We start from the raw sequence: 13,601 nt of genomic DNA, 5'->3' as shown, positions 1-13,601 counted from the left end.
TCCGGAGAACCTGTTATCAATACCAAAGGACGGTTGTGAAAATGAAGATATCATATATTCTTTCAAACGTGCTTTTTTTAGGGTTTGTTGTTAGCCTTGTCGTAGCTATCGTATTTTTCGAAATCGGATTAAGAGCTTTTAGGAATTCGAACGAAAAGAAATCAAAAGAAAGCAATTCTCTAGGATTTCGCTGGCTTTTTTACGCTGGAGTACTACTCACACTTTCTATTCTATTTTCTTTAATTTAAGTTCAGGCTATAGTTGTTTGTAAAACTTATGATATAATAGAATAGCAGTCAACAGAAAACTTGGGGGTGAATCTATGGAGCTCAAGTTTCTTACTTTTTACTTAGGCGAAGAAGTTTTTGCAATTAACATCATGAAGGTTGAGCGTGTTAAAGAGTATGAAAAAACAACAAAAATACCAAACATTGCAGATTTTGTGGAAGGAATTATTAATCTCATGGGAGAAATCGTTCCTATTATTAATTTGAGAAAAAAGTTCTTGATGGATGACTTTGCAAACAAAGAAAAGTCTAAAATTATTGTCGTCAAACTTGAAAATGGTAAGAAGGTCGGGTTACTTGTAGACGATGTCAGAGAAGTGTTAACGGTCACCGAGGATATGATTGATGAACCTCCTGCACATGTAGCAGGAATGGCTGGTGCAAAATTCATATCGGGTGTTATAAAGTTGGAAAACGAGATGGTGTTAACCCTTGAAGTTGATAACTTGTTAACAACCGAAGAAAAAATTGCTTTGGCAAATATAGGATAAAGCATTCTAATTTATTATCTTAAATATCTCAAAATTCTTTTTGGTTTAGCCCAGGACTTGAAAAAATACAAAGATATGATAAAATCTATCATGCACATTTCAGAAATAAAAATGGGTGTGTAGCTCAGTGGAAGAGCACTTCCCTCACGAGGAAGGGGTCGTAGGTTCAATTCCTACCACACCCACCACTATCAAAAAGAGCGGCTTAAAGCCGCTCTTTTTCTATTCATGCGTTTTTATTCGTTTTCTTCATTTTTTGTTTGTCCACACGAGCCAAAGGTTTCTCATCACAGAGAAGATAAGATAAATAACCAATGCAACAAGGATTGTTGTAATTTCTCTATAAAATACTATATAAATTGGGGCTTTTATGTGACAGAACGAATTAAAAATAGATATGAACCCGAACGTCCCAAAGAATGTTAATATGCCACTAATAAATTCATTCTCGATATCACCAGCGATAAAAAACATTGGTAAAAACAGGAGTTCTTTTATCCTTGGTCTTATTATAAATAAGTTCTCGAGCGTAAGACGTATCTTTTCCTCAAGGTCAAGGACATAGCCGTAATTACCGCTACGCATAAGCATATACACTATAGCAATTCCACCAACGATACCTGTGGTAACAATATGCCAACGTTTAATCGAACTTTTTTGATAAAGTTCTCTAAATGTAAGTAATCCAACCAATAATGGTAACATCACGAGGGAGACTTTAACACCCCTATAGACTTCCAAGTCGTTCAAATACTCGAATGAATATAGCGAAAAGTTAGTGAGTAATCCTAGTATAAAAACATTTGATACTCTTGTAAATCGGTTATTGGATGAAAAGTAAGCAGCTAACGTTCCAAAAATGCTGACGATTGAAACAAAGAGCCAGTATTGTTTGAAAAGTGCGAATCCAAGAATTGTAAAAGGTGCTTGAAGAGCAACAAATACACCCAGAAGTATTCCTGAGATTTTTGCATTCCAGTTTGTGTTATCAGGCATCGGGATTCCTGACTGCACCTGGAAAAAATCACCAAACAATTCTAAAGCTTCTTTTGTGATTTGTGATTTTGGTAAAACGATGACATCAATACTTCTTTCCATCACTGCTCGCCAGAGTCGTTTGAAGAGTGAATAAGAGTTATATCTGGACAGCTCTTTTGGCTTCACGTAATGAACTTTGACAATTTTTTTGTAGCCTGTTGCTTTGTAAAAATTTCTGACAAACTCTGTGTCCCCGTAAAACTCCATAATTCCTACGTACCTGGTTCCTATCTTCTTATGAAACTCTTCTGTTCTTTCTTTAATCCCTTCCAATGGTATGATAATTTTTGCCTCATCATTAATTTCTTCACTTCCAGTATAAAACAATATTGATGGGTCATCATCAAAAAAAACGGAAACGGTTAAGTTATTTCTATCATTCGGTATCCTGACAAATATAAATACCGATAGAACAAGGGTAAAGACAGTGAGAATTATATTAATATAAGTCTCATTTTTTGCAAATAATGGAAGTTTCAAAACTAATCACCTTCCGCTTCCAAAAGTTTCAGAACGGTTTTTAAATCTTGGCTCAGGGATGCTTCAAATCTATAATGTTTCCCATGAAAATCAAAAACCATCTCTTTGCAATGCAAAAAGTGCCTTTTCAAACCGTACTTTTTTGAAAAGGCTCTGTTCAATCTAAAATCACCATAATCGTTGTCACAGACTATTGGAAACCCTTTCATCGAAAGATGTTTTCGTATTTGATGTTTCCTTCCAGTTTCTATCTTCACATCAAGTAACGTTAAATTGATATCTTTTCCATCGAGTTTGGTCGTAAATTTACGGACTGGTCTTATATGAGTAAGTGCTTCCTGGTCGTCAATTGGCAGGTCTATTGTCATAGCCTTTGGGGAGCCAAACACCAAAGCCGCGTAATTCTTCTCCACATCACGAGACGAAATCATTTCACTGAGTTCTCTTGCTACTTGCCTGCTTTTTGCAACAACCATGACACCTGAAGTTTCTTTGTCCAACCTATGCACAAGAAAAGGTTCAAACCCTTTTGTCGTGCCATAATACTTTAAACCTTCTATCAAAGAGGGTTTATGAACATTCTTTCCAGGGTGTACAGAAACACCGGCTGGTTTATTGATAGCTATAATGTTTTCGTCTTCGAATATGATATCTAAGTTCATTTTCGCTGGTTTGATTTCTTTATATTCACGTGTATATTTGGACAAATCCTCGTTTCTGATTTCTATCCTATCTCCAATTTCTATCTTCACAGAAGGTTCTTTAACCCTTTTCTCATTAAGATAAACTTTCCCAGTTCTTATGAGTTTGTATATTGCACTCAAAGGCACGTTTTTCAGGACATTCCTCAAAAATTTATCGATTCTTGAGTAGTAGTTATCTTCGTTTACTATCCATGAGTTCTTTACTGCGACGTCTGGTAAGCCATCTTTTTGGGTTCCATTTCCCATGTTTTCATTTGCTCCTCTCTACACAGTTACAATAGATGTTTATCGAGCAGTTCGGAAATTATTGTTGATGGTAAACTTGAAAACTTCCTGAAATTTTGTTCGTATTCAATTTGTGCGTGTTCTTCACTCGTGTCAACTATAACCTTTAGAGCACAGAATTCCACACCGTTTTGATGGCATACTTTCGCTATTGCGGCACTGTCCATATCAACAGCAAATGCTCCGTATTTTTCAAATAGTTTTCTTTTGAGGTCCTTATCACTAACTATAAGGTCTCCACTTACGATAGGTCCGAAATTTATCTTGTCGTAAACATCCGCAATCTTTTCCAAAAGTTTCGAAGAGCTTTCTATCCCAATTGGATTAGAAGCTTGAAAATCATGTTCGTAGAAAACACTACCACAAACTAAATCTCCAATTTTCAACTCCGGGTGAATCGCTCCGGCAGAACCACAATGAATTATGTAGCTGGGTCTAAATCTATCAATTATGGCTTGAGCTATCATAGCACTCTCAACTTTACCAACAAAACCATATATTGTGACTACTTCGTTACCTCCGACAATTCCCCTTGAAAAATTTCTCTTCACAAGCTCACCATTTTCAAGTAGGGGTAGCATTTCTCGAAAAACTCCAATTATCTCTTCTTTCAAAACACCGGTAACAACAACCATAAAAATCACCTCAACAAACAACTGACCTAAAAATTTTAGGTCCGGTTTCTGATAATCCCTTTGACCTACTGAATCTAATCCTTCCATCAAGCCTTTATTTTCCGCCCCTAATAGCTATGTGGAGCTCCACATCTTCGGCAACGAACAAACTAACTGGGAGTTTTATTATCAAACCTTCCGCAGTAATTTTCATGTCCTTACCGGTAATCACCGTTGGAGGTGTGATATCGATTTTGTATCCAAGCTTTTCAAGGTTCATAGCAATGCTTCCAGAAGTCATGTTACCTAGTTCGCCTATAGCACTCAGCGAAAGTTCATCAAGAGTGTTGTATTCCATTCCCATCATTTTTGAGACAATTCCTAGAGCAGTTTCTTCATTAAATGCGTAAACAAAGTTTCCCTCTATGTCACCGAGAAAACCAATCACTGTAACTATGTTGTACTTTGGAGTTATATCTTTTACAGCTTGAGGTTTACCAAATTGTGCTTGCATTTGCAAGACAGCCTCGTAAGTTCCCTGTGCTGCTGCCAAAACTGAGTTAACAATCCTCACATCAACCATTTTTCAACACCTCCCAAAACTTTTCAAACTCAATATCATACGTTAACTTACCATGCTTACCCTCTGAAACTTCTTTGAAAAAGAGGGTCTTTGCTTTTTCATAATCAACTTGTCCACCTTTTTTCAAAAGACCTCGAGAACGTCCGTATTCCTCCAGAAATTGAACGATATCTTTCTGAACCCCTGCTGCAGAAGCATAAATTTTAAAAGCGTAATCAAAGATTTCATCATCAACGTTTTCAATAGGTAAAGAACCTATAAGCAGCAGTTTTGCTGCTATATCCTTTGAAAATATCTCTGAATACAATATCCCAGGTGAATCCAAAACCGTAAACCCTTCGACATTGACCCATTGGACACCACGAGTAATACCAGGCTGGGCTCCTGTTTTTGCTTTGTGCCTGCCAAGTATCTTATTTATTATTGTTGATTTTCCAACATTCGGAACTCCAACAACTGCTATCCTTGGATTCGCATACTTTGTGGGAATAGATTTTAGAAATGTCAGCAGTTCTTTTCTTTTCGTATCCTTATTAACAAGAAGGGTCGGATATAACTTTGCTATTTCACAAGCCCATTTCTTATTGTATTCGGAATCCGCTAAGTCTGTTTTATTAAGCAAAAAGACACGCTGCTTATCTTTGAAAATTTTCATCTCAAAACTCGTGGTTGCAACAGGTGCGCGTGCATCAAGCACAATAACAACGATATCTATCTTTTTCAGATTTTCTCTGATTTGTCTTTTAGCTTTTTGAACGTGACCCGGATACCAAGCTCTGACATGTTCACCAGACTGATTGCTCACTTACTTAAACCTCCATTTTCTATAATCTCATCGCTTACTTATCTACTTATTTGGGACAACGAGGGTACCTACATTTTCACCACGGATAGCCCTAAGTAAGTTATTGTCCTCGAAAAAGTTCATAACAAGGATTTTCATTTGATAGCGTTTGCAGATAGAAAATGCTTCCGTGTCCATGATTTTTAAATCCTTCTCGATGGCCTCATCGTAGGTTATTACATTATATTTTACAGCATCGTTGTATATCTTCGGGTCTTTGTCGTAAATTCCTGAAACCTTCGTACCTTTTATCAACAATTCCGCTTTCATCTCAACCGCCCTGAGTGCAGCTCCAGTGTCGGTCGTAAAGAATGGGTTACTTGTTCCACCAGCAAAAATAACGATATACCCCGCATCAAAATAAAGGTCAATGTCGTCGTAGTTTATAAATTTTACACTTGGTAGGGTAACAATTTGAGAAACCACCACGGTTCTGATACCTGCATTCTCAAATCTATCTTTCAAATATAGTGCGTTAATTACCGTACCTAACATTCCAATCTGGTCTGATATCGTTGGTCTTACACCTTCGAAATCCCTTCCCCTAAAAAGATTGCCCGCACCAATCACAATTCCCAGTTTCACTCCATATTCAGAAACTTTCTTTATCTCCCTGATAAGATAATTGACATGCTCTTCGCTAAAGCCTTTCTGTGCTTCTCCACTGAGTACCTCACCACTTAGCTTGAGAAGAACTCGTTTGTACATTCATCATCCCTCCAAGAGTATGACGTTCTTTTTATCTCTGAAAAATTCGAGCACCCTTCTATCACTTGTCATCAATATTATCTGCCTCAGTTCCGACTCTTCGTTTAAGTATTCACACACTCTTTTCAATCTATCGTCATCCAAACGGATCAAGGTGTTATCTATAACCAAAGGCAAACTACCATCATAGAATGTCTTATAAAGAGCATTTTTAATGCAGAATATCAATAAGTCCTTCGTGGAACCGCTTAAAAACTCGTCAGGGTCCTTCATATCTCCTTCAACAACCAGTCTCACAGACAAATCTGGCAATATGACAAAATTCTTCTCGGCACCGGAAACCTTCGTAAAGAGTCTTGCAAATTCGTCGCTGAATATTTTATGGTAACTTTCGATAAAATTTGCAAGCCTTTCGTTGAGGAACTTACTTATCTTTGGTATTTCGTTAATCAAGTTCGATATTATCTTCGCCTTCAACTTAAACTCGTCCAATTTTTCAAACAACGCCTGGAGTTGTTTGAAGTCAACTTCTATACTATCATAAAGTTTTTTCATCTCTTTGAGCTCGTTCAAAAGGGCATCTTTAGTAGAATAAAGTTCACGAAGTAGAGCTTTCGTTTGATTTATGGAAGTATCAAGGTCCTCATTTTCTCTCTCTTCAATGACTTTTTGCAATTCAACACTTAACGTTTTTTTAGCATTCTTTAATTCTTGATAGTGTTCAAAGTGAGATTTAAAAGTTTCAACCTGTTCCTTGGTTATGCCAAATTTACTTAAAATCTCGTCCAAATTCTCGGCTATAGTCTTATATTCTCTTTGAACAGACAAATATTCCCCACGAAGTTGGGATAATCTTCTCTCGAGCGATTCCTTTTCGTAAAGTAACTCTTGAACTTCTCCAAATGTTCTTTGCAAATTTTCAACAGCGGAAACTATCATCTGTGCTGCACCTGTGACACCAAACTTTGAAAGTTCTTTGATAACTTCCTGCTCGATATCTTTCAGTTCATTGAGCAACCTTTGTCTCTCTATATTCTGTGCCTTCCATTCTAAAAACTCCGTATATTTTTTTCTCAGTTGCTTAATGTTGGTTATGCCATAATTTGCAAGCACTTTCCAAACGGAGGGTTGCTGTGGCTGTTTCATTGACACTTCAACTAAGCGTTCTTGAAGGACCTCTACGGAAGCCATCTTTCTTTTCCAATTGAACATGAGGAAGACGGCTAATGCTAAGAACACTACGGCAGGAGTATACATGAAGAGTGATATTCCTTTAAAAAGAAGTCCAAGAACAAACAAAACAAAACCCGCACTTGCTGAAACTACTGACAAATCTTTCGAATATTTAGCTGTCTGCTCATTTCTCTCTATTTCGTTTTGCAGGCTCAGTTTAGTAGATTCTATTTCGTTTATAGTTTCCTTGTATCTTTGTTCCTCTTCTTCCGCCTGTTCTAAAATGTTCTCATTTTCAAGAAATAACTTCCAGAGTGGGTCCTCATCAACAACGTTTCCCACCCTTTCGTTGTACATCTTGGTAAGCAACGAAAGATGTTTCAAGCGTAAACCAACGCTTTCTAAATCGTCGACTGAAGATGCTCCAAGTTGTTTAAGCTTTTCCTCAATATCCCTATCTTTCTTTTGAAGTACTTCCTTCAATTTTTCTTGCTCTGTTTCCAAAGCTTCCAAACGAGCCTTTATGGAATTTAATTTGTAAATAAGGTTCTGAGCTTCATCGACAACAGCAGTGTCTAATGATTCAATCCATAGATACTTCGTTAGTTCTGTTTCTATGGCCTCTATGTTCCTTTTAAGTTGCGATATTTTTGTCTCAAGTTCGGATTTTTTTGCATTCCTGAGTTCTTCCAAATTGCTTTCTGAGGCATTAATCTGTTCTTGCAAGTCTTTTATTCGCGTCTCAACATTTTTTATCTTCACAAAAAATGTATTCTTCTTATTTATCTTTTCCTCAACAACCGATATCATTTCCTCCGTTTTACGAATCTCTTCCGAGATTGCTAACAAACATTTGTTCATATCTAGTGTTTGAATTCTCTTTATTGCCTCTCTTAGGATACGTCCTTCAGATGTTTTCTCGGTCTTTTTCTTAAGTGTACTTTCCAAGATACCTCTGTCAACTTTTACAGCTTCAAGCTCGTCATCTTCCATTATAAACGCTATACTTTCGAGCAAGCTGATATCGTACTTTGGCACTTCTGCTGTGTCTTCACCAAACACATACTTCCCATCGGATGTTTCTAAATATCCGCCAAAAATGTTATGTCCCCACGGTCTGTATTTGAGCGCTTCGTTGCTAGGTTTACCAAGCGTGTATAACAAAAACCTTGCTAAAGTGGTTTTACCACTCTCGTTAGGTCCAAAGACGATGTTCAGCCCCGGTCCAAACTTGAATGAGGCGTTAACGAATTTTCCGAAACCGTCTATGTGGGCTTTTTTTATAAGCATATTTCTTCACCTCGAATGAGTTTCAGCACAACGTAACGTTGATTAGCAGTTTTCAAAGAGTTAATCAATTCGGATTCAAAGAAACTCTTGGGAAGGATTTCTACTTTAAATCCTTTAAACTTATCTTCCAAATCTTTTTCCGTAAGGTTTTCGAGCAAATATAAACATGTAGTGTAGTCACATTTAATAGTGGCTTCGCTTTCCACTTTAACCAAACCTATTGTTTCAACAGAATCAATAGCTGTTACCTTTCCGTCAATACGAACATGGGGGAGATTGTTAATAGGAGTGCTGTTGAAATCGAGGAACTTTTTTTCCAAATCGATTTCGAAGTTTTCGAAGATATTTTCTAGGATTTTATATACTTCTTCCAGAAGTCCGAAGCGACCGAGGGCGTTGTAGAACACGAACTTCGAGTTTGGGTACATCTTCGCAAGCTGGACCAAGAATTTCAATTTGCACTGAAATATCTGTTCTTGAAATCCGGAAAATCCTTCGTAATGCTCAAAAAGAGAGATGTTGTTGACCTCGACAACCACTTTTTATTCCTCCCAACGGACTATTTTGTTTATACTTACAATAGTTCAGCAGCTAGGCTTGCCAATTCGGATCTCTCACCTTTTTTCAAAAAGATATGGGCTGCGATAGGTTTTCCCAGAAACCTTGAAGCAGCGTAAACCAACCCATTACTACTTTCATCAAGATAAGGAGTGTCTATCTGATACGGATCACCGGTTAGAACCACTTTTGTCCCTTCTCCTGCTCTTGTTAGTATAGTCTTAACCTCCAAAGGGGTTAAGTTTTGAGCCTCGTCGATGATTATAAACTGGTTTGGGATAGACCTTCCTCTTATGTACGTTAGTGCCTCAAGCTCAACAATTTCTTTCTTCATAACTTCTTTTAAACTAACATTGTTCAATCTACACAAATACTCAAGGTTGTCCATAACACCACTCATCCAAGGAGAAATCTTTTCCTCAAGCGCGCCAGGTAGATACCCTATGTCCTTACCACCCATTGGTATTAACGGCCTTGCAACTATTATTCGTTCATACAAACCTTCCACAAGAGTCTTTTGAAGTGCAGCAGCAAGTGCGAGGAATGTTTTTCCAGTTCCTGCTATACCAATCAATGACACTAGCTTTATATCGTCCTCTAATAGTGCGTCTAAAGCAAAGAGCTGTTCTTTGTTTCTAGGGCTGATACCAAACACTTTTGATTTAAGATTTATCTGCACAAAATCTTGACCATCGAACCTGAAGAAACCTTCTTTGCTTTCAACGTATTCGTTAACATAAAGTTTTTCTACGTTCAGCTCTTTTAAAGAACCAACAGAAACATATCCTAGTGGCAAAAGAGATAAATCGCTCTTGTCCGTAAGATAGTCTTCCGCTTGTAAACCAAGAGCCAGTGCCTTTAAACGTAAGCTTATGTCTTTTGATACTATTATCGTGGGTTCTGTTCTTGTGGTTTTTAGAAACATCGCGTAGCTTAATATCCAATTGTCCACGTACTTTTCAAATAAAAATTTCACCTGGTGTCTATCAAAATCACTCTCACTAAGCACCGGTATTATTACTTTGCCACCGCTGTCTAATTTAACTCCATCGTGAAGGTTACCTTTTTTTCGTAGTTCTTCCAAGACCCTAATAGCTGTTCGAGCGCTTTTTCCAACTCGTCCTTGTTCCTTTTTGAGCTTATCTAATTCTTCTATGACGGGCAAAGGGATGAAAACATTATTATCCTCGAAAGAATATATAGCTTCCGGGTCATGTATCAAAACATTGGTGTCTAAAACGTAATTCTTAACCATTAGTATTCCCTCCCCATCCACCGCCTCAGAAATTCGTGGATTCTCTCCCAGCCGAACATATCAAAAAACTTGATAAACACATTTGCAGTCACAAGTGCATCATCATATGCTCTGTGTGTGACCTTGTGTGAAATTCCCATCTCTATCGCCAGTGTTTCCAGCTTTTTTCCCCTGCCGTATACTGTTTTTGAAATTTCCAGGGTATCTATGTAATATACGTCCAGCGGTAGCTGTCCAACTTCTTTGGCAGCGTAATCGAGAAAAGTCAAATCAAAACGTGCGTTATGGAAGACCAGCACGGTATCTCTGGAATACTTTCTAACAACGGCCAGTACATCCTCTAATCCAGGCGCACTTTGTATGTCCTTTACCGAAATTTTGTGTACGCTCTGCGCGTAAGTCTGAATGCTGACCTTTGGGTTAACCAAAGATGTGTAAATCCAATCTTTAACTATTTTTCCCTTGTATATCGGCACGATTGCTATTTCGATAATGCGATCCCCACCTGACGGGTCTATTCCCGTCGTTTCTATATCAACAGCGCAATACACATTGTCATCCCATGCCACGACTCGGTTCTCCTTTTCATTTTAGCTTTTTTCAACCTTTTCAATACTAATGTCGTAGCGTATTGCTTACGTAATTAACTCTTCTCCTCCACCTCTTGCAATTACAATTTCGCCCGCTTCTTCAAGTCTTCTTATAATATTAATTATCTTTTGTTGAGCTTCCTCAACATCTTTTACGCGAACAGGTCCCATGAATTCAATTTCATCTTTCAGTAGCTGCTGTGCACGTTTCGACATATTATTGAATATCTTCTGTTTCAGTTCCTCAGACGCACCCTTAAGAGCTACAGCAAGGTCCTGCGTGTTAACTTCCCTGAGGACAAGCTGTATAGACCTGTCGTCAAGTTTAAGAATATCTTCAAAGACAAACATCCTTCTTCTGATTTCTTCGGCAAGTTCTGGTGATTCGTACGTTAGTCTTTCCATAATGGTCTTTTCAGTTGACCTATCAAGATTATTCATAATCTCGGCTGCTGTATCCAGGCCACCAACAGCACTAAGGGTTTGAGTTGTAACACCGGCGAATTTCTTTTCAAGCAACTTTTCAACTTCTTTGACAACATCAGGAGACGCACGTTCCAAAAGAGATATTCGCTTGATAACTTCTATTTGCAAATTCTCAGGGAGAGCACCTAAAACTTGTGCAGCGACGCGAGGTTCAAGAAAACTAAGAACCAGTGCAATCGTCTGGGGATGCTCTGATTGTAGGAAGTTAACAATTTGCACAACGTCAGCATTACGCATAAACTCGAATGGCTTCACAGATAGGTTCGAAACAAGCCTTTCGATAATCTGCATAGCCTTTTCTGGTCCAAAAGCTTTTATGAGCATTTCTTTAGCATATTCAATACCACCAGTTATTATCATTTCTCTTGCTTTTGTCAAATTCTGGAATTCTTCGAGAACAGCCTTGCGTTCTTCGTTTGTAACCTTACCAAGATTCGCAATCTCTATCGTCAGCATCTCTACTTCTGATTCTTCGAGATTTTTCAACACTCTTGCCGCCTTCTCAGGACCCATAGTGACCAACAATATGGCTGCTTTACGCCTTCCTGTCAACTTTCCAGCCATAATCTCATCCTTTCTCAGATATCCAAACTTTTAAAACCGTAGCCACATCTTCAGGAGAGGTATCAGCAACTTGTTGCAAATAAGCTTTGAGTTGTTCCAAAAGCGCTTCTTCCTCCGCACCAGCTGGCATTTCTTCTTCCGTAATTGCTTCCAATGTTCTTTGAGCCTCTTCCTGTAAAGCCCTGTATCTTTGCTCCATCAACTTTCTCGCTTTCACTTTCTTGAACTGTATTAATCCAAGGTAAGTTGCAAAGAATATTAGCACAGATGCAAGCATCAGGAGAACCAACCTGGTTCGTAACTTTTGCAGTTCCGTAGTTGCTTGCACCTGCTTGTAGAATTCTTGTTCAAATTCCCTACTGAACGGTAGGAACGCAACAGCGTAAGTTACTGAACCTTCTGGAGTATTTGCGTCTATGCTTTTTTGAATTACCGAACTGATAAGTTTTTCAACTTGGTCTTTTGATGTCCTCTCGAGAACCGTAGAGGAAGAGTCAATTATAACGGAGAGTGTTATGTTCTCTATCTCACCCTCGGAGTTTTTCACAATATTCTCGACAATCTGGTTCAGTTCGTAATTGACTATTTCGTGGCTTTTTTGGTAATACCCTTGGGTTGTAGGAGATGTAGACTCATAAGTTGTTGGTGGGATGTTCGATTCCGTCCCCACAGGACCTCCTGACGTTGGTTGACTGGTTGAATACTCTTGCTCAGTTTCTTTACTTCTCACCAATCCTTCCTTTTTGTTCGGTGCTGTATAGGTTGTTATTTGCTTTTCTATCTTTTCCCAGTTCAACTTAATGTCCGGTATAACTTCTACACGTCCTGGTCCAAAAACGTTCTCAAGAGGGACTTTTATTTTCTGCTTGTAGTAATTTTCCAAGCTCACCTTAAGCTCCATCTTTGTCGAAGCCAATGCTGTTGATGTATCCAAATTTAAGAGCGTTGTCAAATCTCGACCGGTTTGATCTATAACCCTGATATTCTCAGGTTTGATTCCTTCGACAGCACCCTGAACTAACGAAACTATACCTTTCACTTGTTCTTTCGTTAAGGACTGTCCAGGTTTCATAACTACCATTACGGAAGCCCTTGGTTCTGACATTTCTCCTCGGACGTAGTAAGTGTACTTTGGTAGAGTTAAAACTACCCTTGCACCATCTACACCTTGAATTGTAGAGATAGTTCTTTCCAATTCTCCCTGAAGAGCTATCTGGTATCTAACTTGCTTATCAAAACTTGTTGCACCAAGATTGTTTTGGTCTAGAATTTCGAATCCTCGAGACGTTCCTGCAAGCACACCAGCTGACGCTAATCGCATACGCACTTCGTAAACATTGTAATTTGAAGGTATCAATATCTTGTTTCCAGCTTCTACTTTATACGGAATGCCCAAAGATTCTAGTTGTTGCAAGATAGGACCTGCATCTTCTTCTGTCTTTGTGGTGAGTAACAAGACATACTTAGGAGCATTTATTATAGCAAGTAAAATAATAGCCATTATAACAGAAACGGCTACCATAACAATTATTAACTTTTGCGATTTTGGTGCTTCTTTCCACCTTTGAGGTATCTTGGAAAACCAGTCCAAAAATTTTCTAAACCATTCCATGGATTCACCACCAAAGAAAGATTATACCATACAATCGAC

The 13,601-nt window shown here is 38.2% G+C and carries 14 protein-coding genes and 1 tRNA gene; 3 read left to right on the top strand and 12 right to left on the bottom strand.

Translation table 11 applies throughout. The features are described from left to right. Positions 1-41: 41 nt before the first annotated feature. The 3 genes from AC3M61_RS02030 to AC3M61_RS02020 all read left to right on the top strand — a co-directional run bounded on the left by AC3M61_RS02030 (position 42) and on the right by AC3M61_RS02020 (position 966). Positions 42-248 (top strand): hypothetical protein, encoded by a 207-nt coding sequence (locus tag AC3M61_RS02030; RefSeq protein ID WP_500779276.1) that lies wholly within the window; start codon positions 42-44, stop codon positions 246-248. Between the two features lie 74 nt (positions 249-322). Further along, complete coding sequence (locus AC3M61_RS02025; protein WP_500779275.1) at positions 323-778, top strand: chemotaxis protein CheW; 456 nt, start codon at positions 323-325, stop codon at positions 776-778. A 113-nt stretch (positions 779-891) separates the two neighbouring features. Continuing rightward, positions 892-966: transfer RNA gene (locus AC3M61_RS02020), tRNA-Val, on the top strand. A 61-nt stretch (positions 967-1,027) separates the two neighbouring features. Here AC3M61_RS02020 and AC3M61_RS02015 read toward each other — a convergent pair. From AC3M61_RS02015 to fliF, 12 genes are all read right to left on the bottom strand, one after another. Then, positions 1,028-2,296, bottom strand: a complete 1,269-nt coding sequence (locus tag AC3M61_RS02015) for a DUF5693 family protein (protein WP_500779274.1) — start codon at positions 2,294-2,296, stop codon at positions 1,028-1,030. 2 nt (positions 2,297-2,298) lie between these two features. Continuing rightward, entirely contained in the window at positions 2,299-3,246 is a 948-nt protein-coding gene (locus tag AC3M61_RS02010; RefSeq protein WP_500779273.1) for an RluA family pseudouridine synthase, read from the bottom strand. A 26-nt stretch (positions 3,247-3,272) separates the two neighbouring features. Beyond that, entirely contained in the window at positions 3,273-4,007 is a 735-nt protein-coding gene (gene mtnN / locus AC3M61_RS02005) for a 5'-methylthioadenosine/S-adenosylhomocysteine nucleosidase (RefSeq protein WP_500779272.1), read from the bottom strand. A 7-nt stretch (positions 4,008-4,014) separates the two neighbouring features. After that, entirely contained in the window at positions 4,015-4,482 is a 468-nt protein-coding gene (locus AC3M61_RS02000; protein ID WP_500779271.1) for a chemotaxis protein CheX, read from the bottom strand. Beyond that, complete coding sequence (locus AC3M61_RS01995; RefSeq protein WP_500779270.1) at positions 4,475-5,287, bottom strand: GTPase; 813 nt, start codon at positions 5,285-5,287, stop codon at positions 4,475-4,477. The genes AC3M61_RS02000 and AC3M61_RS01995 overlap by 8 nt, the downstream gene beginning before the upstream one ends. 42 nt (positions 5,288-5,329) lie before the next feature. Continuing rightward, positions 5,330-6,034 (bottom strand): UMP kinase, encoded by a 705-nt coding sequence (gene pyrH / locus AC3M61_RS01990; protein WP_448379387.1) that lies wholly within the window; start codon positions 6,032-6,034, stop codon positions 5,330-5,332. Positions 6,035-6,037: 3 nt separating this feature from the next. Then, complete coding sequence (locus AC3M61_RS01985) at positions 6,038-8,497, bottom strand: ATP-binding protein (protein WP_500779269.1); 2,460 nt, start codon at positions 8,495-8,497, stop codon at positions 6,038-6,040. Beyond that, positions 8,488-9,036, bottom strand: coding sequence for a hypothetical protein (locus AC3M61_RS01980; RefSeq protein WP_500779268.1), 549 nt, complete (start codon positions 9,034-9,036; stop codon positions 8,488-8,490). The genes AC3M61_RS01985 and AC3M61_RS01980 overlap by 10 nt, the downstream gene beginning before the upstream one ends. A gap of 35 nt (positions 9,037-9,071) precedes the next feature. Beyond that, complete coding sequence (locus tag AC3M61_RS01975) at positions 9,072-10,310, bottom strand: PhoH family protein (RefSeq protein ID WP_500779267.1); 1,239 nt, start codon at positions 10,308-10,310, stop codon at positions 9,072-9,074. Beyond that, positions 10,310-10,879 (bottom strand): 3'-5' exonuclease, encoded by a 570-nt coding sequence (locus AC3M61_RS01970; RefSeq protein ID WP_500779266.1) that lies wholly within the window; start codon positions 10,877-10,879, stop codon positions 10,310-10,312. The genes AC3M61_RS01975 and AC3M61_RS01970 overlap by 1 nt, the downstream gene beginning before the upstream one ends. 66 nt (positions 10,880-10,945) lie before the next feature. Beyond that, on the bottom strand, positions 10,946-11,950 hold the full coding sequence (gene fliG, locus AC3M61_RS01965) for a flagellar motor switch protein FliG (RefSeq protein ID WP_500779265.1): 1,005 nt from the start codon (positions 11,948-11,950) through the stop codon (positions 10,946-10,948). A gap of 4 nt (positions 11,951-11,954) precedes the next feature. Then, on the bottom strand, positions 11,955-13,562 hold the full coding sequence (gene fliF / locus AC3M61_RS01960; RefSeq protein ID WP_500779264.1) for a flagellar basal-body MS-ring/collar protein FliF: 1,608 nt from the start codon (positions 13,560-13,562) through the stop codon (positions 11,955-11,957). Positions 13,563-13,601 lie beyond the last annotated feature (39 nt).

This window comes from Fervidobacterium sp., from assembly GCF_059913585.1.
Note: the sequence above shows the minus strand (reverse complement) of the source record. Positions and strands in the feature narration are given on the sequence as shown.

What these genes read in the sequence shown, in the direction of transcription:
- AC3M61_RS01985 (WP_500779269.1), bottom strand. Translation starts at nt 8,497, where the DNA reads ATGCTTATAAAAAAAGCCCACATAGACGGTTTCGGAAAATTCGTTAAC.
- AC3M61_RS02030 (WP_500779276.1), top strand. Translation starts at nt 42, where the DNA reads ATGAAGATATCATATATTCTTTCAAACGTGCTTTTTTTAGGGTTTGTT.
- fliG (WP_500779265.1), bottom strand. Translation starts at nt 11,950, where the DNA reads ATGGCTGGAAAGTTGACAGGAAGGCGTAAAGCAGCCATATTGTTGGTC.
- mtnN (WP_500779272.1), bottom strand. Translation starts at nt 4,007, where the DNA reads ATGGAAGGATTAGATTCAGTAGGTCAAAGGGATTATCAGAAACCGGAC.
- AC3M61_RS02025 (WP_500779275.1), top strand. Translation starts at nt 323, where the DNA reads ATGGAGCTCAAGTTTCTTACTTTTTACTTAGGCGAAGAAGTTTTTGCA.
- pyrH (WP_448379387.1), bottom strand. Translation starts at nt 6,034, where the DNA reads ATGTACAAACGAGTTCTTCTCAAGCTAAGTGGTGAGGTACTCAGTGGA.
- AC3M61_RS01975 (WP_500779267.1), bottom strand. Translation starts at nt 10,310, where the DNA reads ATGGTTAAGAATTACGTTTTAGACACCAATGTTTTGATACATGACCCG.
- fliF (WP_500779264.1), bottom strand. Translation starts at nt 13,562, where the DNA reads ATGGAATGGTTTAGAAAATTTTTGGACTGGTTTTCCAAGATACCTCAA.
- AC3M61_RS02010 (WP_500779273.1), bottom strand. Translation starts at nt 3,246, where the DNA reads ATGGGAAATGGAACCCAAAAAGATGGCTTACCAGACGTCGCAGTAAAG.
- AC3M61_RS02000 (WP_500779271.1), bottom strand. Translation starts at nt 4,482, where the DNA reads ATGGTTGATGTGAGGATTGTTAACTCAGTTTTGGCAGCAGCACAGGGA.